Origin of the sequence: Paenibacillus tyrphae, assembly GCF_000722545.1 — a bacterium.
Taxonomy (GTDB): Bacteria; Bacillota; Bacilli; order Paenibacillales; family NBRC-103111; genus Paenibacillus_G; species Paenibacillus_G tyrfis.
Genome location: NZ_JNVM01000010.1, coordinates 211,794 through 233,640, shown reverse-complemented (window position 1 = coordinate 233,640; position 21,847 = coordinate 211,794). Strand labels below are relative to the sequence as shown.

At 51.2% G+C, this 21,847-nt stretch carries 23 protein-coding genes and 1 pseudogene; 6 read left to right on the top strand and 18 right to left on the bottom strand.

What is annotated here, in order from left to right:
- Positions 1-105 precede the first annotated feature (105 nt).
- The 3 genes from ET33_RS40605 to ET33_RS39735 all read right to left on the bottom strand — a co-directional run bounded on the left by ET33_RS40605 (position 106) and on the right by ET33_RS39735 (position 2,065).
- The gene (locus ET33_RS40605) at positions 106-435 is read right to left on the bottom strand and encodes a LytTR family transcriptional regulator DNA-binding domain-containing protein (RefSeq protein WP_036681774.1); all 330 of its coding nucleotides are present in this window, start codon (positions 433-435) and stop codon (positions 106-108) included.
- A 130-nt stretch (positions 436-565) separates the two neighbouring features.
- Positions 566-1,075: an accessory gene regulator B family protein gene (locus tag ET33_RS40600; RefSeq protein ID WP_161783541.1), complete on the bottom strand. Its 510-nt coding sequence runs from the start codon at positions 1,073-1,075 to the stop codon at positions 566-568.
- A gap of 876 nt (positions 1,076-1,951) precedes the next feature.
- Positions 1,952-2,065: a putative holin-like toxin gene (locus tag ET33_RS39735; protein WP_233455044.1), complete on the bottom strand. Its 114-nt coding sequence runs from the start codon at positions 2,063-2,065 to the stop codon at positions 1,952-1,954.
- 341 nt (positions 2,066-2,406) lie between these two features.
- On the opposite strand from ET33_RS39735, the gene ET33_RS13320 reads away from it, so the two are divergent.
- Positions 2,407-4,005, top strand: coding sequence for a recombinase family protein (locus tag ET33_RS13320; RefSeq protein ID WP_036681767.1), 1,599 nt, complete (start codon positions 2,407-2,409; stop codon positions 4,003-4,005).
- Positions 4,006-4,035: 30 nt separating this feature from the next.
- On the opposite strand, the pseudogene ET33_RS13315 reads toward ET33_RS13320, so the two are convergent.
- The 3 genes and pseudogenes from ET33_RS13315 to ET33_RS13305 form a co-directional block, all read right to left on the bottom strand.
- Positions 4,036-4,236: pseudogene (locus ET33_RS13315) on the bottom strand (manganese catalase family protein); the annotation flags it as partial.
- A 33-nt stretch (positions 4,237-4,269) separates the two neighbouring features.
- Positions 4,270-4,533: a spore coat protein CotJB gene (locus ET33_RS13310; protein ID WP_036681763.1), complete on the bottom strand. Its 264-nt coding sequence runs from the start codon at positions 4,531-4,533 to the stop codon at positions 4,270-4,272.
- Between the two features lie 20 nt (positions 4,534-4,553).
- The gene (locus tag ET33_RS13305) at positions 4,554-4,757 is read right to left on the bottom strand and encodes a spore coat associated protein CotJA (protein WP_036681760.1); all 204 of its coding nucleotides are present in this window, start codon (positions 4,755-4,757) and stop codon (positions 4,554-4,556) included.
- Between the two features lie 122 nt (positions 4,758-4,879).
- Here ET33_RS13305 and ET33_RS13300 point away from each other — a divergent pair, with 122 nt between their 5' ends.
- Entirely contained in the window at positions 4,880-5,569 is a 690-nt protein-coding gene (locus tag ET33_RS13300; protein WP_051775314.1) for a C40 family peptidase, read from the top strand.
- A 99-nt stretch (positions 5,570-5,668) separates the two neighbouring features.
- Here the strand turns inward: ET33_RS13300 and ET33_RS13295 are convergent, their stop codons facing one another.
- From ET33_RS13295 to ET33_RS13255, 9 genes are all read right to left on the bottom strand, one after another.
- Entirely contained in the window at positions 5,669-6,553 is an 885-nt protein-coding gene (locus ET33_RS13295) for a YitT family protein (protein WP_036681758.1), read from the bottom strand.
- A gap of 58 nt (positions 6,554-6,611) precedes the next feature.
- On the bottom strand, positions 6,612-7,661 hold the full coding sequence (gene ytvI, locus ET33_RS13290) for a sporulation integral membrane protein YtvI (RefSeq protein WP_036681756.1): 1,050 nt from the start codon (positions 7,659-7,661) through the stop codon (positions 6,612-6,614).
- Positions 7,662-7,675: 14 nt separating this feature from the next.
- A complete protein-coding gene (locus tag ET33_RS13285) occupies positions 7,676-9,043 on the bottom strand; it encodes a hemolysin family protein (RefSeq protein WP_036681754.1) in 1,368 nt (455 codons plus the stop codon).
- 45 nt (positions 9,044-9,088) lie between these two features.
- Positions 9,089-10,225 (bottom strand): radical SAM/CxCxxxxC motif protein YfkAB, encoded by a 1,137-nt coding sequence (yfkAB, locus tag ET33_RS13280; protein ID WP_036681752.1) that lies wholly within the window; start codon positions 10,223-10,225, stop codon positions 9,089-9,091.
- Positions 10,226-10,335: 110 nt separating this feature from the next.
- A complete protein-coding gene (locus tag ET33_RS13275) occupies positions 10,336-10,692 on the bottom strand; it encodes a winged helix-turn-helix transcriptional regulator (RefSeq protein ID WP_036681751.1) in 357 nt (118 codons plus the stop codon).
- A 169-nt stretch (positions 10,693-10,861) separates the two neighbouring features.
- The gene (locus ET33_RS13270; protein ID WP_036681749.1) at positions 10,862-11,956 is read right to left on the bottom strand and encodes an HD-GYP domain-containing protein; all 1,095 of its coding nucleotides are present in this window, start codon (positions 11,954-11,956) and stop codon (positions 10,862-10,864) included.
- Between the two features lie 193 nt (positions 11,957-12,149).
- Positions 12,150-12,956 carry an undecaprenyl-diphosphate phosphatase gene (locus ET33_RS13265; RefSeq protein ID WP_036681747.1) on the bottom strand — a complete coding sequence of 269 codons (807 nt, stop codon included), beginning with the start codon at positions 12,954-12,956 and terminating at the stop codon, positions 12,150-12,152.
- A gap of 104 nt (positions 12,957-13,060) precedes the next feature.
- Positions 13,061-14,503: a bifunctional metallophosphatase/5'-nucleotidase gene (locus ET33_RS13260; RefSeq protein ID WP_036682549.1), complete on the bottom strand. Its 1,443-nt coding sequence runs from the start codon at positions 14,501-14,503 to the stop codon at positions 13,061-13,063.
- A gap of 61 nt (positions 14,504-14,564) precedes the next feature.
- The gene (locus ET33_RS13255) at positions 14,565-15,032 is read right to left on the bottom strand and encodes a molybdopterin-dependent oxidoreductase (protein ID WP_036681744.1); all 468 of its coding nucleotides are present in this window, start codon (positions 15,030-15,032) and stop codon (positions 14,565-14,567) included.
- 197 nt (positions 15,033-15,229) lie between these two features.
- Here ET33_RS13255 and moaD point away from each other — a divergent pair, with 197 nt between their 5' ends.
- From moaD to ET33_RS13240, 3 genes are all read left to right on the top strand, one after another.
- Positions 15,230-15,946 carry a molybdopterin converting factor subunit 1 gene (gene moaD, locus ET33_RS13250; protein WP_036681740.1) on the top strand — a complete coding sequence of 239 codons (717 nt, stop codon included), beginning with the start codon at positions 15,230-15,232 and terminating at the stop codon, positions 15,944-15,946.
- Positions 15,943-17,019 (top strand): ThiF family adenylyltransferase, encoded by a 1,077-nt coding sequence (locus tag ET33_RS13245; RefSeq protein WP_036681736.1) that lies wholly within the window; start codon positions 15,943-15,945, stop codon positions 17,017-17,019. Before moaD ends, ET33_RS13245 begins: the two co-directional genes overlap by 4 nt.
- Positions 17,020-17,176: 157 nt before the next feature.
- The gene (locus tag ET33_RS13240; protein ID WP_036681732.1) at positions 17,177-18,247 is read left to right on the top strand and encodes an HD-GYP domain-containing protein; all 1,071 of its coding nucleotides are present in this window, start codon (positions 17,177-17,179) and stop codon (positions 18,245-18,247) included.
- 62 nt (positions 18,248-18,309) lie between these two features.
- Here ET33_RS13240 and ET33_RS13235 read toward each other — a convergent pair whose 3' ends face one another.
- Positions 18,310-19,470: a C40 family peptidase gene (locus ET33_RS13235; protein ID WP_036681730.1), complete on the bottom strand. Its 1,161-nt coding sequence runs from the start codon at positions 19,468-19,470 to the stop codon at positions 18,310-18,312.
- 375 nt (positions 19,471-19,845) lie between these two features.
- Here ET33_RS13235 and ET33_RS13230 point away from each other — a divergent pair, with 375 nt between their 5' ends.
- Entirely contained in the window at positions 19,846-20,220 is a 375-nt protein-coding gene (locus ET33_RS13230) for a hypothetical protein (RefSeq protein ID WP_036681726.1), read from the top strand.
- A gap of 58 nt (positions 20,221-20,278) precedes the next feature.
- On the opposite strand, the gene ET33_RS13225 is transcribed toward ET33_RS13230, so the two are convergent.
- A complete protein-coding gene (locus ET33_RS13225; RefSeq protein ID WP_200879208.1) occupies positions 20,279-21,151 on the bottom strand; it encodes a DNA alkylation repair protein in 873 nt (290 codons plus the stop codon).
- Positions 21,152-21,163: 12 nt separating this feature from the next.
- Positions 21,164-21,829 (bottom strand): peroxiredoxin-like family protein, encoded by a 666-nt coding sequence (locus ET33_RS13220; RefSeq protein ID WP_036681724.1) that lies wholly within the window; start codon positions 21,827-21,829, stop codon positions 21,164-21,166.
- Between the last annotated feature and the right edge of the window lie 18 nt (positions 21,830-21,847).

Genomic DNA, 21,847 nt, shown 5'->3' with positions numbered 1-21,847 from the left:
AAATGACCTCCAAATTGTATGTTTACAATTTTTTTATTTTGTGATATGGAGAAAAATTGCTAAAAAAAGAGTAAAAACCGCTTTTCCCCAATATTGGCGCGGGTTTTACTCTTTTTTAGGAAGATGTTCTACTTTGTACATATTTCTGAATGATATCGTCGTGTGTAAGTTATTGTCGAAATATGCGATTCTTAGCTTGTCGTCTATATACTTAATTTTGTTGATATTGACTAAATTTTTCGAATCAAGTTCCTCGAATCCAAAAGGACTAAACATTCTAACGCAAGTTTCCAAAGATCCATCGAACTGAAATACATACACGCCATTCAGTAAATGGAACCTTAGCTTCTTTCTTTTGTACAGATCAATGTATAGTATATCTAGTCCATCAATCCAACAATTTTTACCTTTATCGTCCAAACAAAATAAAGGCATAGTGCTGATCACGTGTCACCAACTCACTTGCTTTTCTTTAGTGCAGTTGGCCTCCCAAGAAATTCCTTACGAAGCTTAACTGCTTTGCCTTCCTTTGCAGAAGACGAGATGATTTTTGCCAGGTATTTCTTCAGCATGTACTCTTCCACCTCCCTATTTTAATTAAAGTAAGCGATTGTGAAAACAAGGATAGAGAGATAGAACTGTTACTAAAAAAAATACTTGAGAAAACTATCATAAAAGTAAGAGACAATGATTTAAAGTCCCTATTTTCTGAAAAGAAGATAACAATTACTAACGTTAATAATCCAATGTAAGGTAAAATAAGTGGACTTATTTGTATATGTGGAATGATTGATAACAGTATAACACTAACAACAACGCAAAGTGTAAGACTTTTTAAATGGAACCCACCAGTAAGGTTACGGAGCAGCCAAAACGAAAAGATAGTTAAGGTCGTCTCGACAACACGTTCTGATAGAAATCCAATGAGTAAGGTACTTATTATAACAAGCGCGAATGCGATCCTAACTGAAAGGCCGTACCTGATCTCATCTACATCAAACTCAATACTTTCATCCCATGACTTTGCCTTTATTGCTAATAACTCCGCCAGTTTTTCAATTGGATCAGTTATCACGTGACATGTCCTTTCGATAAGCTAGGTAAAGTAAAACAACATAAGACAATATGATCATGGGAATACTTATAAATGACTTGTGATGAAAAATCAAATAAAAAGTGAACATCAATATACACGCCACAATAATTATTGAGGTAAGAATTACAAAGTCGCTTCGCTTAATCTTTGATTTGATAAAGAAGTCATGTGGTGGTCGTATAATAAAGCTGAATCCCAAATTAAACTTATGTAGCGCGTATGAAATAAGTAAAGCGCTTGTTGCGGTGGCAAATTGAAGGATAAAGGCATCTAAACTACTTGGATTATTGACAAGTTTTTCAGTTACCAATCCGAAATTTGACAGAACAAGATAGATAATTAAATTTAACACACCGTAACCAAAGTAAACTAAGGAAATAATTATTCCTCTCCAGATCTTAACTTTTATCATATACCTGAAAAACAGAATATATAAAACTAAGTGGGTAATAATATCAGCGAGCTGATTGATTTCAAAATATACCCTTATGAAATATGAGGTTAGGGCAACTACCACAGCGATTATCGATATTTCCTTGAAGTATTCAAAATAAGGCAGTCTAAAAGTTTTAAACATAAGAGCAAATAATGCATAGACTTCAAGGAGTCCAAAGAACATAAACAGAATAAACTCCATACAATTTCCCCTTTAAACCACATATAGGACTAATATACTGTACGCTCTGTTTTTAGTAAATTATTTTTTACATTTTGCAATTGAAAGAATATTTTGGATATGATACAGTAAAAATATAAAGGAGCCGTGCGGTAACACGACTCCTGCACATCCGCTGTAAGAGCGGTCAGCTTAAAGGTTTTACGATGGAATAGACCGTTTACCTTATCGAGGGCGGTCTATTTCTTTTTGTTTTGGATAAGCACGATGACGATGGTCACAACCAGAGTCAGCAGCGTGATAATCATCGAGCCGAAACTGATCATAAGCGTCAAAGCGTCTTTAACCTCCACAGGCATCACCTCCCTTCCGGGAGATTAGCCGACCGCCCTTAAAGCCAATATGTGCGAGGTAAATTATACCATAGTTGGACGAACAAAAGAACCATCTTATGGGCTTTTTTGACTTCTCATTTGATAGCATAATATTGCCATGTTAGAATAAGAATACAAGGGAGCCGTGCGGCTAACACGACTCTTTGAAATCCGCTGTAAGAGCGGTCGGCTGCAAATCAGGTTTAGGCCAAGAATAGACCGTTTCCCCGTGCGAAGGGCGGTCTATTTCTTTTTGAGTTATGTCAGTAGCCATTTTATAAGGGCTTTTTTCATAAGGACTATGCGAAGGATGATGATGCGTGATTAAATTACCTCCAGGCAATTATTGCTCTTATCTGCGTAAATCTCGGGCCGATCTCGAAGCGGAAGCGAGTGGGGAAGAAGATACATACAAACGTCATGATCGGATCTTGCTAGATTTGGCCAAACGGTATGGAGTTGTTATCAAAGAAACATACCGTGAAAAACCGATCTCAGGCGAGCGGATCTCCGAACGCCCCGAGATGATTCGGATTCTCGAAGATGTCGAAGAAGAAAAATGGGATGGTGTATTTACGGTAGAGGTTGAACGGCTTGCCCGCGGCGATACAATGGATCAGGGATTGGTCGCGCAGGCATTCAAATATTCGCAAACGCTCATTGTCACACCGATGCGTATCTTTGATCCCAACGATCCGAATGACGAAGAATATTTCGAATTCAACCTATTTATGAGCCGACGCGAGTTTAAAACCATCAACAGACGACTTCAGGGTGGTCGTATTAGCGCTGTCGAGGAAGGAAGATATATTGGCAGCGTTGCGCCATATGGATACATCAAATACAAATTACCGGTGGGCAAAGGGTTCAGTTTAAGGCCCCATCCGGAGCAAGCACCAATCGTGCAATTGATCTTCTCGCTCTATACTGACCCTGACCCGGAGAAACGAATGGGCACGACGTCAATCGCAGAATATTTGAATGATGAACTAAAAGTTCCCACGGCTCGGGATGCGCGATGGATCGAAGCGACACTAAATGATATTCTAAGAAACCCTACATACCTCGGTAATGTACGTTGGGGTTCCCGGCCTTTGGTGAAGAAGAAAAACACTAAGAGTCGGCCGCGTAGGTCCCGTAAAGATAGCAACGAACATAAAGGGTTACACGTACCATTAATAGATGTGGAAACTTTCGAACTTGCTTGGAAAATCAGAGAATCGAATTCAAATTCCAAGGGGCCGAAAGCGCAAATCAGCAATCCTCTCGCCGGCCTCGTCAGATGCGGAATGTGTGGCGGTCCAATTCTGTATCGTCCTTACGGTGGTAAAAATCCGGATGCCCTTATTTGTACCAAAAAAGGCTGTCCAAATGTAAGTTCCTATCTGTACTTGGTAGAAGAACGACTAGTACAGTCCCTCGGAATTTGGCTGGATGGCCTGAAGAGCCAGTTGAATACTCGCCAAGAAACGCAATCCAATCGACAAGAAGATACTAAAATTAATGCCCTTCTGAGCGTTCAAAGGGAACTAAAAAAACAGCTTGAGGAAGTCAAGAAGCAGCAAAATAATATCTATGATTTGCTGGAACAACAAGTTTATACAATTGAGATGTTTAAGGAAAGAGCGAAGGTCATCGCAGAAAGATATGAGGAGGTTAAGAAAGCGTTCGATGAGACCGAGGCAGAACTGGCCGGTTTACGCAGGAGAGTCGAGGCACAGTACGAAACTATTCCCAAGTTGGAGAAATGTATCGATGGATACCGCATGGCAAAAACGCCTGCGGAAAAGAACGCACTTTTAGAGCAAGTGATCGAGTCGGTAATATATACCAAAAAGGTAGGTGGGCGCTGGAGTGGCGCTATCGACCAGTTTGATTTGAAAATTATACCGAGAATATCCCCTCAAAAAACCCCGTAATTACGGGGTTTTTCATCACCTCCAAACATGATGTGCAAAATCCTCCGTCCCGATATCGGTTAGAAGCCCGATTACTTTATCCGGTATCGTATATCGCTGATTCAAATACCGCAGCGCCGCCGCCAGCTCGCCGTCCGCACCGCCGTACTGCTCGATCAGCAGCTTTGCCATGTGCGGGTCACACTTGCTGACCCTGACCGGGTACTGCAGCTTTTTCTCATAGATCCACATCGCACAAGTCTCCTCTCCTGGCTCGGCTTTGAATCAGACCTGCCACGGCCACGGCGACTCCACCCATTGCCATGGATATCCCGAATAGCTGTGACCAAACTGCAGAAGCGGACCGAATTCGGACTCGTACCGCCCGGCCAGTAGCTGGCGCTGCTGCGCACATTGGTTAAACTGCTCCAACGCCTGGGCGTCCTCGGGGTGCGTATCCAGATAGAGTGTCAGCTCCACCAGGACGAAATCGATCGCCTGCAGCTCCTCCAGCAGCGTGTAATAATGGGGGGGCAGCGGTTGTTTCATGCCGTTCACCTCCTGTCCTTTCAGCAATGTTTGGATTCATATGGACTATACAGCACAGGCCAGAGCGTACCGCACCGGAGCGCCTGAAGCGGGGGATATTGAGGAAGCCCCGGCGGTTGAAACTGAATATACAGATTTGGCGGAATAACATAGGTCTTAACCGTAATCGGCGGACAAGGGTCGAAGGGGCTGACATACGGATACCATTCTTTCTCAAGATCCATGGCCGGAAATGCCTCCTTTAGCAATCTACCAATATTTATACATTGCCGCTCGTCCATTATGCGTATAAAATGACAACAACTTCATCTGCCCCCTGCAGAAGGAAAAAAGGAGCTGAAGTGCATTGTTAAAGAAAGCGTTTCCAAAAAGATTGCTGCTAACGGCCGCCGCTTCTTGCCTGATCGCGGTCCCTTCCGTTTTCCCGAATTTGACTTACGCCGTTGCCGAACAAACCACGGTCGTCCTGTCTCAAGGCACATCCGGAACGGCAGTGACGGAATTGCAGCAAAATCTTCAATCGCTTGGGTATTTCACCTACCCGAATGCTACCGGATATTACGGCCAGTATACGGTGCAGGCTGTCCGCTCCTTTCAGCAAGCCTACAGTTTGCCGATGACCGGTGCCGCTGACGGAACGACGCGGACCGCGCTGTCCCGCGCTCTTGTGAAGAAATCCATCCTCGCCGATGCAAAACGATACATAGGTACGCCCTACGTGTGGGGCGGAAGCACGCCTGCCGGATTCGATTGCTCCGGTTTTATTTACTACTTGCTCTCGAAGCAGGGAGTTCCCGTGCCGCGGACCAGTTCGTCCGTCATGTCCGGTATGGGCTTTGCGGTTGATCGGGACCGTCTCATGCCCGGCGACTGGGTATTCTTTGGATTGAACGAGCCCGGCGTCGCCTCCCATGTTGGCATCTATATGGGCAACGGCGAGTTCATCTCCGCCACCCGCTCCGCCGGAATCGCCGTTCAAAAGCTGGACAGCAGCTACTGGGGGCCCAAATACCTCGGCGCCCGCCGCTACTATTGATCGCCGTTTACGAAAAAAAACCGTCCGCAGCCCTCGCTCCAGACAGGCGCGCATGATGCGCCCCCTGCCTGGAAACGAATGACCGTGACGGTTTTTTCGTCAGTGAATATCCTTTTTCTTAAAGCGTCCGCCCTTCACGTCGTGGATATTGCCAACTGCAAGAAATGCGGATTGATCAAGCTCCTCGACGATCGACTTCAGCTTTGCTTCTTCCAGCCGGTTGATGACGCAGAAGATGACCAGCTTGTTGCCGCCCGTAAATCCGCCTTCACCTTGCAAATACGTGACGCCGCGGCCCAAACGGTGCAAAATGGCGTCGCCGAGCTCGCGGCTATTCTCGCTAATGATCCAGACGGATTTGGATTCGTCGAAGCCTTCGATCGTAATATCGATCAGCTTGAAGGCTATGTAATAAGCGATAAGCGAATACATCGCGTGATCCCATCCGAACACGAAGCCGGCGCTGCTCAGGATGAACAGGTTAAAAAACATGACCACTTCGCCGACCGAGAACGGCGTCTTCTTGCTGAATAGAATCGCCATAATTTCCGTGCCGTCAAGCGAGCCGCCCGAACGGATGACCATGCCGACGCCGATGCCGAGAATAATGCCCCCGAATACGGCCGCAAGCAGCGGATCGGTGGTCAGCGGAGGAACCGGATGAAGCAGCCATGTACCGACGGACATCAGGGAAACTGCAAATAAGGTAGAGAACGCGAACGTTTTACCGATTTGCTTGTACCCGATAAACAGAAACGGAAGGTTGAATAATAAGAGAAATACGCCGATCGGAATACCCGACAAATGCGAGGTAATAATCGAGATGCCCACGATTCCCCCGTCAATGATGTTGTTGGGCACCAAAAAGTTTTCCAGTCCGACCGAGACGAGCGCCGCCCCCAATAAAATAAAGACGGCGCGTCTTACCAGTTTAGGCAATGATAATTTGGAATGCTGCTTGGCATTTTTGAGACCCGCCTGCATTGCTTCTCCCCCTTAGATTGCCGTAAGACCTCATAAACGACAAGATTTTTAGTTATTGTTACTGTTCCAATTTGATGTTGATTTTAAGCAAACCGACCCGGCGAAGCGCCTGGTATACAATAATTAGTACAGGCCCCAGAATGAGGCCGATCACTCCGGCAAGCTGGAAGCCTACATACATGCTGACCAACGCCGCCAAAGCATTGATCCCGACGGCGTCGCCGATAATTTTCGGTTCGATCAGACGGCGGAACACCATGATGACAAGCAGCAGGACGATCAGTCCGATTGCGAGCCGCATGTCTCCCGCCAGCATGCTGTATCCTGCCCACGGAATAAGCACGGCACTTGTGCCAAATACCGGCAAAATATCCACCAGCACGATAAGCAGGGCAACGGCAAGCGGATAATCGACTTTCAGAACGAGCAAACCGACCAGCGTCACCACATACGTTAGCAGACTGATCAGCACCTGCGCGAACAGGAAGCCTAAAATAGCACGGCGCAGATCGTTCAGCACCGCAGCTACCTTGGGCCTCGACTGCTTCTCGAACAGGTTCAGAAACGACTGATGCAGCTTCGGCAAGCTGAACGAAATCAAGTAAAGACCGATCACGAATACGAAAAAAAACACGAACCAATTCGGAATTGTTTTGGCTACGTCGAGAAAATAACCGGAGATGGCCGCCACGATACTTTTTAAATTTTCCGTAAGCATCCCGGCTCCCGTTTCCACGTAGCGCTGCACCTGCTCGGCAACGTCGTACGGCAGCAGCTTATAGAACAATTTGTTTCTTACCGACGCATCCTCAATAAACAGCTTGGCGTCGCTTAAATAGACGGAAGCGTTCTTCCAGAATTGAATGAGCTCCGTGACGATTTTGAAGCCGATCAGGTAAACGAAACCAAGCAGCGAGCCGGTAAAAAGAGTACAGACTACGGCGGAAACCGCCACACGCCCGCCGCGGAACATTCGTGTCAGCAGCAGAACGATCGGTTCGAGCAAGAGGGCAATCAACATGGCGAGCAAAAACGGGAAGCCAATGGTGAACATTCCGTACAAAAGCACGGCGCCAAGCACGCAAAATACGATCGTTCTAAGCGACATCGAACGGGTACCCCCTATTCGTCAGGATGATCTTGACCGGCTAGCAGACCCGAAACGGGCTGTTTCTGAACGGGTTGAATTTTTACACGCAAAATACGCAATCGCTCGACCTCCGTAATTTCGAACAGGAAGCCGTTCTGCTCCAGCCGTCTGCCTTTGGAGACGGAGCCTTCCAACTGCTTGAACAGCCAGCCTCCGATCGAATCCACCTCGTCGTCCTCGATCCCGAGGCCGAGCATATCGTCAAGATCCTCCAGCAGCACGCGTCCGTCAACGGAGTAAGTATCTCCGCTCTTTTCCACCTCGGCCCGCTCCGTTTCGTCGAATTCGTCGTGAATCTCGCCGACGATTTCCTCCAGAATGTCTTCGGTGGTAATCAGCCCGGCCGTTCCGCCGTATTCGTCGATCACGACGGCGAGCTGGGAGCGCTTCTTCTGCATAAGCCGCAGCACATGGCTGATTTCCATCGATTCAGGCACCATGAGCACCGGACGCAGGAATTCTTTGATATCGTGCTTTTTGTCCGGATCGCAAGTAAGCAGGTCCGACATATGGACAAATCCGATGATTTCGTCTTTATCGTCCGTAGCCACCGGATAGCGCGTATGCTTCGTTTCATAAACGATTTTTAAGTTTTCCTCATAGCTGAGCTCGGTAAACAAACAATCCATATCGGTCCGCGGCAGCATAATTTCCCTCGCGACCCGATCGGAGAACTCAAATATATTGTCGAATAGCGCCAGCTCGTCTTTGTCAATGTGACCGCTGCGGGCGCTCTGGTCCATCAAAATCCGAATTTCTTCTTCCGTATGCGCTTCTTGCTCCATAGCTGGCTGAATCCCGACCAGCTTCAAGAGCTTGTTCGCGGCGCCATTCAGCAGCCAGATCGCCGGATAAAAGATTTTGTAAAACAGCATTAAAGGAGCCGACAGCCATAGAGAGGTTGCTTCCGATTTCTGAATAGCCATGGATTTGGGCGCGAGCTCGCCGAGTACGATATGCATGAAGGTGATCACGGCGAATCCGATTGCGAACGACAAGGCATTGGCATACCAAGCTCCTCCGAGTCCGAGAGCTGCCAGAGTCGGTTCAACGATCAGATGCGATACAGCCGGTTCTCCTACCCAGCCCAAGCCCAGCGACGCCAGCGTAATACCGAGCTGCGTGGAGGACAGGTAAGCGTCCAGCTTTTTGGTTACGGCGAGCGCATACTTGGCTTTCGGGTTACCCTCGCTCTCCAACTGCTGCAGGCGCGTAGCCCGGACTTTCACCAATGCAAACTCCGCTGCGACAAAAAAACCGTTCAGCAGCACCAAAAACACGACCAGTAGAAGATTAAACGAAATTAATCCGAAATCGAACCCTGTACTGTGACTTTCCAAGAAGGATCAGTCTCCTTTGCAAAAGTAAATGAAATAATGGCTGAATTACACAAGTGCTTTCCGCTGGGCGAAATCGACGTCTTTATAATACGTATCGACGACCAGAAGATTCGGTCCGCAGCAGTTGGCCGCCGGACAATGACAGCTTACGGTCTTACTCAGGCGATGATCTTTCCAGCGCGCAAATACTTGATCGAGCCGGTCCGCATGAATGTTGCCGAGCGCAGGCACATCCGCAAAATCAGTGACGAAAACGTCGCCCGTGAACAGGTTCACGTTGAGGCGGTTGCGCCCGTCCGGGTCGTTGCGCACGGTCACGTTCGGCTCGCGGCGAAGACGAGTTACCAGCTCCCGGTCCTCCTCCAGCGGGCTGCAAGCATAAAAGGGCAGCGTGCCGAACAGCATCCACAGATCACGGTCGCGGTCGTCGAGTAGCCGATGAACCGCAGCCCGCGTCTGATCCAGCGTCAGCACCGGCAAATTGGAGGCAAAAGCGCTTGGATACATCGGATGCACCTCGTGGCGGCGGCATCCCATTTCACGAATCAGCTTATGGATTCCGCTCAGCTTCGCGTGCGTCCGGTAATTGATCATCGATTCCGCCGAAACGAACATCCCGCCGCTAGCGAGCGCTTTCGCATTCTCGACCATCCGTTCATATAGTTTAGCCGCCGTCGTGGCGGATACTCTTCGGTCTGTCCGGACGAACCCGACTTCGTAGAAATCGTCGGCGTTCAAATAGTTGAACGAAATATGCATGACATCGAGATAAGGAGCCATCGCTTCGTACCGTGAAAGGTCCAGCGTCACGTTGGAATTGATCTGCGAACGAACTCCCCGTTCCTTGGCGTAACGCAGCAGAGGAACGATATATTCGCGCACCGTCTGCTCGTGATAGCTCGGCTCCCCGCCGGTGATGCTGATCGTCTCCAATCCCTCGACTTCGTCCAGCCGCTTCAAGATGACATTCAGCGGGATGCGCGGTCCTTCCGATGCCAGGAGCGATTCGCCGACGGCGCAATGCTCGCAGCGCATGTTGCATAAATTCGTCACGGTCAGCTCGACGCTCGTCAATCGGTGTTCGCCATGCGTCTGCAAAGAGCGCAGCGGGTCCCACGGATCGTATTCGGGCGTTATCTGGGGCAATACGGGCAAATCGTTGACGATTAAGCGATCGGACATGTTGTTTTTTCACACCTGACTTCTTTAAAAAGTAAAATCTAACAATAATATATTACCCATTGTATCGTAATACGATTGAAAAGAAAACCGACGTCCTGTCGCGCCGCACCTTACTCTCGCTGTTCGGAAAGGTCGATGCCGCGCGGCTTTCCCCATTTTCTTGCCCAATTTCCCATTTCCACAAGTATGGTTTGAAAGTCTTTGCCTTTATCCGTTAAGGAGTATTCGACGGTTACCGGTACTGTAGGAAACACTTGACGACGGATAATCTCATGCTCCTCCAGATGACGCAAAATATCGGTCAATGATTTGGTGCTGATATGGTCCAGATTGCGGCGCAATTGATTGAACCGCTGCGGACCTTTGAACAGTTGTCGGAGGACCAGGAACGACCATTTTCCTCCGAAAATTTGGAGCGCCTCCTCCACGGAAGCCATGCATTCCTCTTCGTTTGAAATTGGGTCCACTCGATCACCTCCTTACGAAAGAGAAGTTAGTTTATAATTTAACATTATACTAAAAAATCAGCTATGCTTCAAATTAAAATCCAATAGCTTACCATGGTCCTAGCTCTCCAAAGCGCCGCCAATGCCAAAAAAGACAGCTTCCGGGAAGCTGTCTCTGTACGACTTGACACTATATAGGTTTATGGTTGACGTCGGTAATCATGATCGACAGCATTTTGGACAAGTCGATTTCGGGCGTATCTTTCAGCTCCTGTCCCTCCGCATCCAGCAGCAGACGTACGACCGGGCGCTGCGGTACGTTCGCATTCAAATCGACGACTACTCCCGTTTCGCCCGTATTTAAAGTGACCGTGACTCCGATCGGATAGATAGCGATTTTATCGCGGAACAGCTCGATCTGCTGGGGCTCATACAAGGTGCCCGATCCGGTAAACAAAATTTCCATCGCTTGATGCGGCAGCATGGCGCTGCGGTACACGCGGTGGGTCGTCATGGCGTCGTAAGAATCGACCAAGCCGATCCAGCGGGCGTATTCGTGAATTTCCGAGCCCTTGAGTCCGCGCGGGTACCCGCTGCCGTCCAGTCTTTCGTGATGCTGAAAAGCGCAGTGCGCGGCGAGCAGCGGAATATTGGGCTCGTCCTTCAGAAATTGAAAGCCGAATACCGTATGGTGCTTAACTCGCTCATACTCGCTTTCCGACAGCTTTCCTTTTTTGCGCAGCAGCTCCAGCGGGATTTGGGTTTTGCCCACATCGTGGAGCAGCGCCCCCAGGCCGAGCGTCATCAGCTCTTCCCGTTCGTAGCCGTGCGCCATGCCAAGCATCGTCGCATAGATGCACACATTGAGCGAATGCTGGAACAAATATTCGTCCATGAGGCTGATATTGGTCAGCATGATCATGGCATCCTTGTGCTGGCTCAAGTCGTCCAAAATCATGCTCATCATCCCGCGAAACGCTTTGCCGACCTGCAGCTGACCCACCAATTTGCGTTTGACCTGATCCTCCATCATTTTGCGGAAGGAGGTCCGGATCTCGGTAATTGCATGGAGCCGCGTTTCCTCGCTAAGGACATCGTGGACAATCAGATCTCGGGTCCGGGGATCGTCGATATATACAAAGTCCACGCCATGCTCGCCCAGGCGGGTAATAAGCGCCTGCGTCAGTTCCACCCGCTCGCCAAGCAGCGTCAACCCGTCCGAGTTGTATATTTTTTTCCCAAGGCGCATGCCGGGTTTGACCATGCTTAGCGGAAGCAAACGCATCAACGAACCACGTCTTCTTTCTAAAGAAAAATTTAGAAAAATACCGATATGATTTAAGCGTATCGAATTCGAATAAAAAGAGCAATATATTTTTTCACGTTTTGACAAAATTTATATGAACATCGGACGAAAAAAGCCGGAAACAAGAGAAGATCCCCTATTTCCGGCAAAATATCGTCGAATTCCGAACAAGCTACCGCAGCACGAAGATCCAGAACAACGCGGCGGCGGCAAAGCGATAATACGCAAAATACGACATGCTGAACTTTTGGACGAACTTGATGAACGTAACGACCGCGAGCAGGGCCACGACGAACGAAACGATAAAGCCGATGGCAAAAAATCCGACATCTCCGGAAGAGAACGTATCGAGGTTTTTTAGCAGCTCGTATCCGGTAGCCGCCACCATGACGGGGATGGCGATAATAAACGTAAAGTCGGCGGCGGCCTTACGGCTCGCACCGGCCAACATCCCTCCGGCAATCGTCGATCCCGAACGGGAGAAGCCCGGCCAAATCGAAATGATCTGCCATAGACCGATAAAAAACGCTTGCTGATACGTCAGCTCATCGACATCGTGGGCCGTTACCTCCGGCTGGAATTTCTCCCCAACGATGAGCAGCACGCCGCCAAGGATCAAGCCTATAAGGACGGTGGACGGCGAGAAGAGGTGGGCCTTAATAAAGCCTTTCGTCAAATAAGCGATTGCCAGCGTCGGTACGATCGCCAGCATAATGTGCAGCAAGTTCATCCCTTTGCCCGCTTTGGGCTTTTCCTTGCTGAGACCGAACAGCCGCAAAATCCGCTTCCAGTATACGACGACCCCGGCCAGTATGGCGCCGAGCTGGATGACGATCTCGAACGTTTTGATCAATTCATCCGTATCCGGAATCCCCAGCAGCGTGCTCGTCAAAATCATGTGGCCTGTGGACGAAACGGGCAAAAACTCCGTCAAGCCTTCCACGATGCCGATAATCACCGCTACCCACCAATCGTGCATGCGCTCCTCCTACCCTCTCCCTCGAATTGATCCATTTCGTATCATATATCGCTTTTTATATTCTAGCTTGTTTGCTGTGGTTTGTACACAAAGAAGCGCATATTTTAAGTCGTGTGCTGTGATTCTCCCACCGCGCGCCACCGCCTGGAAAAGCTGTGCTGAAGCGACGTTTCGTCGCGAAGCTCCCGGAGCAGCACATCGCGCAAAAATTCCGGCAGGAAGAATTCGGCCTCCGTCCCTTCTCCGAGAGACGTGAAGCCGACCCGGAACGTAAACATGTCGATGGAGCCGACCAAATATTGCCGCTCCGCTTCCAACGGCAGCCCGCCGACGTCTACGGAGCGAATTTTCGCATAATCGGCCCCTTTCGGGTCGTACTCTACGATGAGTCCGTCTACGCAAAGCGTGCCGAGTACTTTGCCGCGAAAGCCGTAGCCGTACAACGGTTTGTCCATGAACTCGGGGAGCAGCGATTCCTCCAGCGCGCGAAGCAGCTGCGTTCCGGTCAGCTTCATCCGGCACGGATTGATCGGCGACGGGCACAATTGAAGCAGCATGCCGGCCGATACCGGGCCTTGCGGCAGTCCGCCGAGCAGCTGTCCGGCGTTGACCAGGCCGATCTCGGCTTCCATCCACCGGCGCAATCCCCCGGCCAGCAAATTGCCGAGCGGCGATTCGCCATACCAATCATACGGCAGCTCGACAGGCAAGCGGGCGACCTCACGGTCCAATTCGGCGGCGGCACGAAGGCCATACTCCCCGATCAGGCTGCGGATCTCCTCATCCTCCGGCTCGATAGCCACCGCATGCACGGAACCCTCCGCACGCACCAGCTTCTGCTCGGCGGGGTCCCATTCCAGATCGACGACTCCGACGTATTGTCCGAATTTGCCTGTGGCGCAGACGAGCGTACCTCCGATGCGCAGCGGTTCTTCGAGCAAGTGATGCGTATGCCCGCCCAAAATCAGATCAATGCCCGGCACTTCGGCCGCCATGCGCTCGTCGTTGCGCAGCCCGAGATGGGACATGACGATGAGCACGTCCACTTGGGGACGAAGCTGCCGGACAAGAGGCGGCACGACGTCGAACGGCTCCCGCACGTCCCATCCGAGCAGGTTATAAAACTCGGTAAAGCAGGCGGTGACTCCGATCAGCCCGATGCGCACTCCCGCTTTGTGGACGATATGATACGGCACCGCCCACAGCGGCAGCGCTCCCGTTGCCGATGCCGGCAGGTTGCAGATGACGGTGGCGAAGCTCGCCTGTCGGCCATACAGCTCCGCAAGGACGTCCTCCGTGTAGGACAATCCCTCGTTGTTGCCAAGCGTGACCGCTTCATAGCCGGATGCATTCAGCACCGCGATGTTCGTCCGGCCGTCCGTCCCTTCGGTTTCCGGGCGCATCCGGTCGATATGATCCCCGATATCGAGCGTAAGCGTCCGCTCTTCCCCGGCTTCCGCGCGCAGCCTCCGCAGGACGGAGGCGATGCGGGGCATTTGTTCAAAGTGGCTGTGAATATCGTTCGTATGAAGGACGCGCAGCCTCATTCGTTCGATCACAAAGGCACCTTCCTTCAAGTAGCGAGTAGATGAACAGAGCGGCGTGCTTTCAAGAACGCGGCTTGAGCAGCTGCTCCGGTGTTATCGTATTTTTAAACCCGTACGTCGCCGATTTTTCCGCGGCCTCTTCATCGTAGAGAATCCGGATTCGCACGACGCTTTTCACATTGAGGCATTCGCTGCTTCCGCCCGGAACGTACAAACGGATCGGATACCCTTTGGCCAACGGGCTGCCGTCCTCCTGCTCATAGAGCACCAAGGCTTGCTTCAATTCGCTCCAAGGAATGCCCGCTTGAAATTCGTCCGCCCCTTCGACCTCCAAACGGGTCGGGGTCCGTTCCGGCTCCGCCTGCTGCGCTCGAACCCAAGCTTCGTACCATGCCGGCCAGTCGAACGCGTTCCCCGCGACGCCGCTCACCCGCTCCTGCACCGGAAACCTTCGCGGAGCGATGGCCGCCAACTCGCTTACGGTATACTGGACGCGACCGACGTACTCATCTGCGATTTCTATAGTCATGCTACGCCTCCATCTCCCTTGAAACATCACCAACCATTATATCATTTTTCGCTAAAAATATGGTATGCTGAAACTTAAAAGAACAGCCCGCAAAGCCGGTGGATCACGAGCTTAACGCGGCCGGACCAATCATCTGCCGCACAGAGATCCCATTCGCCGGACTTGGAAAGGCCGCATGAACAAAGGAGTAGACAACCATGAAGCTGAAGCTGCTGCTTTTCGCCGGATTGGCCGAGCATTTCGGTTCCCCGGTACTGGAGCTGGACATAGAACAAGACGGGCTAACGCCGCAGGAGCTTAAAGCGCTGCTGGCCGCCCGCTACCCCGCGGCATCGGACGTGCTTAAACAAGCGTTCGTCGCGGTGAATCAGCAGTACGCGGACGATGCGGTCCGCATCACCGGGCAGGACGAAGTCGCGCTCATCCCGCCGGTTTCCGGCGGCGAGCCGGAGCCCTACGCCATCACCCGCGATCCGATCCGTACCGATGAGGTGACGGCCAAAGTGCTTCACCCGGACCATGGCGCAACGCTGGCGTTTGTCGGCACTACCCGGGAATTTACCCATGGCAAAAGGACCACGAAGCTGGAATACGAAGCCTACGAGCCGATGGCGCTGAAAACGATGCGCCAAATCGGCGACGAGCTGTCCTCCCGCTGGCCCGGTACGCGGCTCGCAATTACGCACCGGCTCGGTACAGTGCCGGTAGGCGAGACGAGCGTCGTCATTGCCGTATCTTCCCCGCATCGCGACTTCGCCTATGAGGCCAGCCGCTATGCCATCGAGCGGTTGAAGCAAATCGTGCCGATCTGGAAGAAGGAAATATGGGAGGACGGCTCGGAGTGGAAGGGACATCAGCAAGGCCCCTGGAATCCGGCAGCCGGTCTTCCGCAGGAAGGAGAAGGGCGAGCATGAGCGTATCCGACAGCATGGCGGAGCAGGATAACGTACACGTTGCGGACCGGGAACGGTATTCGCGGCAGATGCTGTTCGCCCCCATCGGCGAAGCCGGGCAAGCCAAGCTGCTGCAAGCCCGTGTCGCCATCGTGGGCATGGGTGCGCTCGGCACGGTGCTCGCCAATCATATGGTGCGCGCCGGTATCGGCTTCGTGCGCCTGATCGACCGCGACTTCGTCGAGCGGAGCAATCTGCAGCGGCAGATGCTTTACGACGAAGCGGATGCGGCCGGCTCCGCGCCCAAAGCGGAAGCGGCTGCCGCCCGGCTTGGCGCGGCGAACTCCGGCGTGGTTATCGAACCGGTCGTGGCCGACTTGAATTTCGCCAATGCCGAGCAATTGCTTGCCGACGTCCAGCTTATCTTGGACGGAACGGATAATTTTGCGGTGCGCTTTTTAATTAACGACGTCAGCGTCAAGCACGGAATTCCGTGGATTTACGGCGGCGCCGTAAGCTCCCGCGGCGTCTCGCATACCGTCATTCCCGGTGAAACGCCTTGTCTGCGGTGCTTGTTCGATCAACCACCCGCGCGGGGTACGACGGAGACATGCGATACGGCAGGCGTGATCGGGTCGATCATTCATACGGTCGCCTCCCACCAAGCGGCCGAAGCGCTCAAGCTGCTTGTGGGGGTGCATCAGCAGCTAAACCGCAAGATGGTCCATTGGGACCTCTGGTACAACCAATACGCTGCTATCGACGTGTCGAAAGCGCGCAAAGCGGATTGCCCTTGCTGCGCGAAACGTCAATTCGAATACCTGGATGCTTCGCTGGAGGAAGATACGATCCAGACGCTGTGCGGCCGGAATTCCGTCCAAATCCAGCCCGTTGCGCCTACCGCGCTCTCTTTGGAAGAATGGGCGGAACGGCTTAAGCCGCTTGGACGGGTCGAGAAAAACCCGTTTCTTCTGAAGCTTCATTTGGACGAATCGCTAACATTGGTGCTTTTCCCGGACGGACGAATGATCGTACAGGGCACCGAAGACCCTACTGTGGCCAAAAGCTTGTACAGCCGCTATATCGGAATGTAATTGTTACAAAATAGATTAAATATTAATTAATTTTTACCTTTTATTCGACAAAATTCGAGTGCCTTGGGTTCATTTTCCTGTTATCATGAGAACAAAAGGGACAACTTTTTTATTTACGGTAAACGTCCCGTGACCCCAGGACAGAGGTGAACCCGTTGTGCTCATATCGATCCATCAAGTCAAAGTTGGCGATCGGCTCGGCTCAGATACGTTTAACGGGTACGGACTGCTGGTCCTATCCGCACATACCGAGCTTTCCGTCGATGACATTGAGAAGCTGAAACTGCACCATATCGACGAAGTGGACATCGCTTTTCGCGCGGATGACCAAGAGCCCGACGCAGCAAGAGACGAATCTCCACCAACGCAGACGGAGCACGCTGCCTCAGCTGCCGCAGTAGCAGCTTACCATGAAGCAGTTGACGGCATGAAAGGCATATTTGAGCAAGCGATCCAAAAAGGAATTGTGCACAAGGATCTTATTGACAACGGTTTCAACCCGCTTGTCCAGCAAGTTCATCAGGAGAGGGACGTCGTTTCGCTCCTGCTCGTGTTAAACAGTTCGGACGATTATACGTATCAGCACAGCGTTCAAGTAGGCATGATCTCCTATTATATCGCCAAATGGCTCGGACAATCAGAGGCGGATGCTGAGCTCGCCGGCAAAGCGGGCTATTTACATGACATCGGCAAAGGCTTCATCGATCCGGCCATTCTTCAGAAGCCCGGAAAATTGACGGCGGAAGAATATGAACGCGTGAAAAAGCATTCGATCTACGGATACGAGCTGCTGCAGCGTTCAGGGCTGCCCGCGGAAATATGCTTGACTGCCTTGCAGCACCATGAACGGCTCGACGGGTCCGGCTACCCGTACGGCCTGCGCGGAGATGAAATTCATCCGCTGGCCAAGATCGTCGCTGTCGCGGACATTTACAGCGCGATGATTTCAAGCCGGGTGTACCAGAAAAAACGCGATCTGCTGTTCGTTCTGCGCGAGCTTCACCGGTGCAGCTTCGGACAAATTGATCCTCATATTACGCAATTGTTTATCCAGCACATGGTCCCGAATTTTATCGGCAAAAAAATTCAGTTGGCTTCCGGTGAAACAGGTACGATCGTACTCACCCATCCGTCCGATGTTTTCCGGCCGCTCGTCAATTTTGACGGGATGTTCATCGATTTGTCGGAACGGACGGATTTGGAAGTTGAGCACATTTTCGCGGATTAATACACGTTTGCCTTACATACGAAGAACAGCCCTGACGGACAACCGGCCGGGCTGTTACTTTTTTAAGAGGATACCCGCGTGGCAGCCAAAAACGTCTGCTTCCAATACGCATTGTTGATGTGGGTAATCTGCACGCCGTCTTTCGGCTCCGGAGCAGAGTGAATCATTCTTTGGTTCCCTAGATAAATGCCGACATGACCGACCGTCTTCTGGCTGCGAAACTTACCGGGAACGTAAAAGAACAACAGATCGCCCTTCCGCAATTGTTTTCGGTCGACGGCGGTCCCTTGCTTGGCTTGGGCCCGGGCTGTCCGGTTCAGCGTTATCCCGGATTTGGCAAACACATATTGCGTAAATGTGGAGCAGTCGAACTTGCCCGAGGTCGAATAAGGTGCGGCGCCGAACGAATAGTTCACGCCGACGTATCGCTGCGCCCGGGTCAGCAAAGCGTTCATATCGACCTGCTTCAGAACGGGGACCGCCATATCATCCCCGGAAAAATGGTCCAGTCCCTTCATGGCCTCGACAGCATCGGAAGCCTCCAGCAGCGGGTCACGCTCCAGCCTCATCGCCGAAGCCCCTCCTGTTCTTTGAAACGGGTCCTTCGGGTCGTCGCCGAAGTCAAGCTCCGCTCCCGTGCTCGCCTCCAGCGGGCCGTCGATCGCCCCGCTAACCGCCCAGTCGGTGGCTTGGACGACCGCCGCCTGTTCCTTGATTTCGAATGATAAATCTTTCGCAAATACCGGGTTTAACGCCGACACGGGGATATGTATCTGGGAATTAAAAAGAATAGGCGCTTCCTTAAGCGCCACCGTCTCATCGTCTCTCAGCGCTGATGCTTGGCCCGGCTTCAGCTCGTAAGACGCGTCGTGCTCCCCCAACTGAAATACTCCCCTGGCTTGATCCCAATTAGACCGGAATCCGACAATTTTGGCAAAATCGGAACCGACCACATACGCGGTCCCGCCTATAGTCACGGTGGGAATCGTCATTTCCACCCGGCCCTGCGGCAGCATGCGAATAAATCCGCCGTTCAGGCCGATTGTTGTCGTTTTTCCGTTGATTTCTTCGCTTTTTAACCGGTTTGCGGCTTGCCCCTGATTGCTCGGAATGCCCTGTTGATTCGAAAGCCGTTGTTCCTTCGATAATTGCGGTCCACAGCCTGCCGCGAGCAAGCATGCAACCAACGAAGCCGCCACCGGACGCCGCCATGATCCGATCATCGCACCATCTTCCTCTCGTTCGTGAATTCGTGAATTCGCCGGAATTCGGTCCCTTTATAGGATGAAGCAGGGGTCAGGGCGCTATGCATCCGGTTGGCTGGAAACAAATAAGTGCAGTCCTCCTGCATAAATTGGGCAAGAGTATTCATAAAAAACTCATATAAAATTAAGGGAAAATTTATAGACGCCGGTATAAAAGGTAATGTATGTTTATAGCAACAACCCAGAATATCCCAATGACTCTTCTATTGGGAGGTGTTCGGCTAACCGACAACATTCAAATTGAAAGCGAATTCAAAATGTAGAAGACTATCCGCCTGGTACAAAGAAAGCGCTTGTCGAGTTCATTCTATGAAAAAAGGAGCTTGAGATGGTATGAAAAGAAAAATCGCGTCTATCGCTTTCGTACTTGTCCTGCTATTTAGTTTTGCTTCCTCTGGTTTGGCGGCCTCGAGCGGACCGGGTACAGGCAACGATACTTGGGCGCCGGTCCAAGTCCATGGCAATATTTATATTGAAGGCAACTTCATAAACAACGGTCGGAGTAGCCTCGGGGTCAACTTCAAGCTGTACCGGGTGACACCGAACGGAGATGTGCTGGTGGGCAGCAACTCGACAGGAGCCATTGTGGCCGGTCAATATGCGCGTCTCAAGATTCCTTTGGCTTCGAATCAGCCCGACGGACAGTATAGACTTGTCTTAGACTCGCCGGGTGATTTCACCGTCGTTGCCTATCTGGGCTATAATTAAACGTGAAAACCTCCACAGCCACTTTGCTCCTTAAGGTGGCGATGGAGGTTTTTCATCTTCAGCTTAACGCAGCTGCTCCTTCGATTTTTTCTTTCAATAAGCTTCTTGTCGCCCGGGCCACGATTCGTTTCGTCTCCTTCGTATCCGAAGCTTCCAGCCATGCATCGCAAATCCGACGCACCCAGTCTGGATTCGTCTTACCAGCATCGTTCAGCCAATTTCCCACCGAATCTTGAACATATTTGACCGGGTCGGACTTGACCTCCTCCAAAAGCGGAAGCGCCAGTTGAGGCTGCTCTTTCAAGACATAAAGGTGCTTGGCCCAAACGCCTTGCGGACGGAGCGATTCGACGGCAAACCTGCGGATATTCGAATCCTCATCACGCACCCACTCGTGCAAAATATCGAGTGCTTGCAATAATTCGTTAGAAATCGATTCCCTGACCGCCATCCAGGCCATCTCGCGCACGCCAAAATGGGAATCGGCAGCAAAAGGACGAATGCCCGTAAGTTTCTGCGTTATAGTTAATTGCTCGTCCAATCCGATCATATAAGCCGCCCAGCAGCGCACGCTATCTGAACGATGACAAGCTAATGCATGGAAGATTCGGAAGCCTTCCTTTTCCGGTACACGGTCCAACAAGCTTAGCCACTTTTTCGCAATGGCGGGGATCGTGCTCATGATCTTCTTTTGGTTCAACCGTTCCAAACCGGATAACATCTCATCCGATTCTTCATGCAATTCGAGTTCGCAGAGCACATGCTGCAGCAGCTTGAGATGATCGATAGCCAGCCACTCCGTAAGATTGGCGGTCTGCAGTCTCCCCCTTTGCAGCAGTTGCATCACGGCTTCTGGGATATCGGCAGCCTTTCGGGCTCCCTTCCGCTGTATAATCTCAGCAGATATGGGGATTTTCTTTTCCAGATCCATCGCTGCCCCCTGCTACGACGAAATCGAGTTCAAAATCTGCATGATTTCGGCAGGCTCCATGCGGTTTTTGTAATCAGCATCCACCTGCGCCGCACGGATGATCCGTGCTTTATCGATAACAAAAGTAGCGGGTACAGGGAACTCCCATGAATGATCTCCGTTAAAGGCATCCAGTGTAATACCTAGCGACCTGTAAATGTCGTGCAAATGATCGGGTATTCTAAATTTCAGATTGTATTTTTCCGCTGTTTGATTATGAACATCGCTTAAGATCGGAAAGCTGAATCGGTGCTTTTCATTTAGAAGTATGGATTGATCGGGAGTTTGCGGACTAACTGCAATGAGCTGAGCGCCGGCTGCTTGAAGGTCATTCCATATTCTCTGATAGGCCAGCAGTTGCAAGTTGCAGAAAGGACACCATGCTCCGCGGTAAAAGGTAAGAACAACGGGACCTTTAGCCGTTTCCTCGGACAACGTGATTTTGCTCCCTGTGTGATCGATCAAAGTAAAGTCAGGTGCCTGAGTTCCAAGCTCCAATCCTGTACCAACACCGGATTCCCGAAGCTCCCGGATCGACATGTCGAATGCATCCAGCACTTCTTGAGGGAGTAGCTGCTCCATCTGTGCCGTCGCTGCTTCCAATTCAGACTGCAATTTTTGAAACGGCATCTTTTCCATGAGATCATCTCTCCATAT

Excerpts from the sequence above, each read along its gene's own strand:
- ET33_RS13245 (WP_036681736.1), top strand. The coding sequence starts at position 15,943 with ATGAGCGTATCCGACAGCATGGCGGAGCAGGATAACGTACACGTTGCG.
- ET33_RS13310 (WP_036681763.1), bottom strand. The coding sequence starts at position 4,533 with ATGAAACAACCGCTGCCCCCCCATTATTACACGCTGCTGGAGGAGCTG.
- ET33_RS13255 (WP_036681744.1), bottom strand. The coding sequence starts at position 15,032 with ATGACTATAGAAATCGCAGATGAGTACGTCGGTCGCGTCCAGTATACC.
- yfkAB (WP_036681752.1), bottom strand. The coding sequence starts at position 10,225 with ATGTCCGATCGCTTAATCGTCAACGATTTGCCCGTATTGCCCCAGATA.
- ET33_RS40605 (WP_036681774.1), bottom strand. The coding sequence starts at position 435 with ATGCCTTTATTTTGTTTGGACGATAAAGGTAAAAATTGTTGGATTGAT.
- ET33_RS13230 (WP_036681726.1), top strand. The coding sequence starts at position 19,846 with ATGAAAAGAAAAATCGCGTCTATCGCTTTCGTACTTGTCCTGCTATTT.
- ET33_RS13220 (WP_036681724.1), bottom strand. The coding sequence starts at position 21,829 with ATGGAAAAGATGCCGTTTCAAAAATTGCAGTCTGAATTGGAAGCAGCG.
- ET33_RS13295 (WP_036681758.1), bottom strand. The coding sequence starts at position 6,553 with ATGCAGGCGGGTCTCAAAAATGCCAAGCAGCATTCCAAATTATCATTG.
- ET33_RS13235 (WP_036681730.1), bottom strand. The coding sequence starts at position 19,470 with ATGATCGGATCATGGCGGCGTCCGGTGGCGGCTTCGTTGGTTGCATGC.
- moaD (WP_036681740.1), top strand. The coding sequence starts at position 15,230 with ATGAAGCTGAAGCTGCTGCTTTTCGCCGGATTGGCCGAGCATTTCGGT.
- ET33_RS13265 (WP_036681747.1), bottom strand. The coding sequence starts at position 12,956 with ATGCACGATTGGTGGGTAGCGGTGATTATCGGCATCGTGGAAGGCTTG.
- ytvI (WP_036681756.1), bottom strand. The coding sequence starts at position 7,661 with ATGTCGCTTAGAACGATCGTATTTTGCGTGCTTGGCGCCGTGCTTTTG.
- ET33_RS13225 (WP_200879208.1), bottom strand. The coding sequence starts at position 21,151 with ATGGATCTGGAAAAGAAAATCCCCATATCTGCTGAGATTATACAGCGG.
- ET33_RS13260 (WP_036682549.1), bottom strand. The coding sequence starts at position 14,503 with ATGAGGCTGCGCGTCCTTCATACGAACGATATTCACAGCCACTTTGAA.
- ET33_RS13270 (WP_036681749.1), bottom strand. The coding sequence starts at position 11,956 with ATGCGTTTGCTTCCGCTAAGCATGGTCAAACCCGGCATGCGCCTTGGG.
- ET33_RS13305 (WP_036681760.1), bottom strand. The coding sequence starts at position 4,757 with ATGGATCTTGAGAAAGAATGGTATCCGTATGTCAGCCCCTTCGACCCT.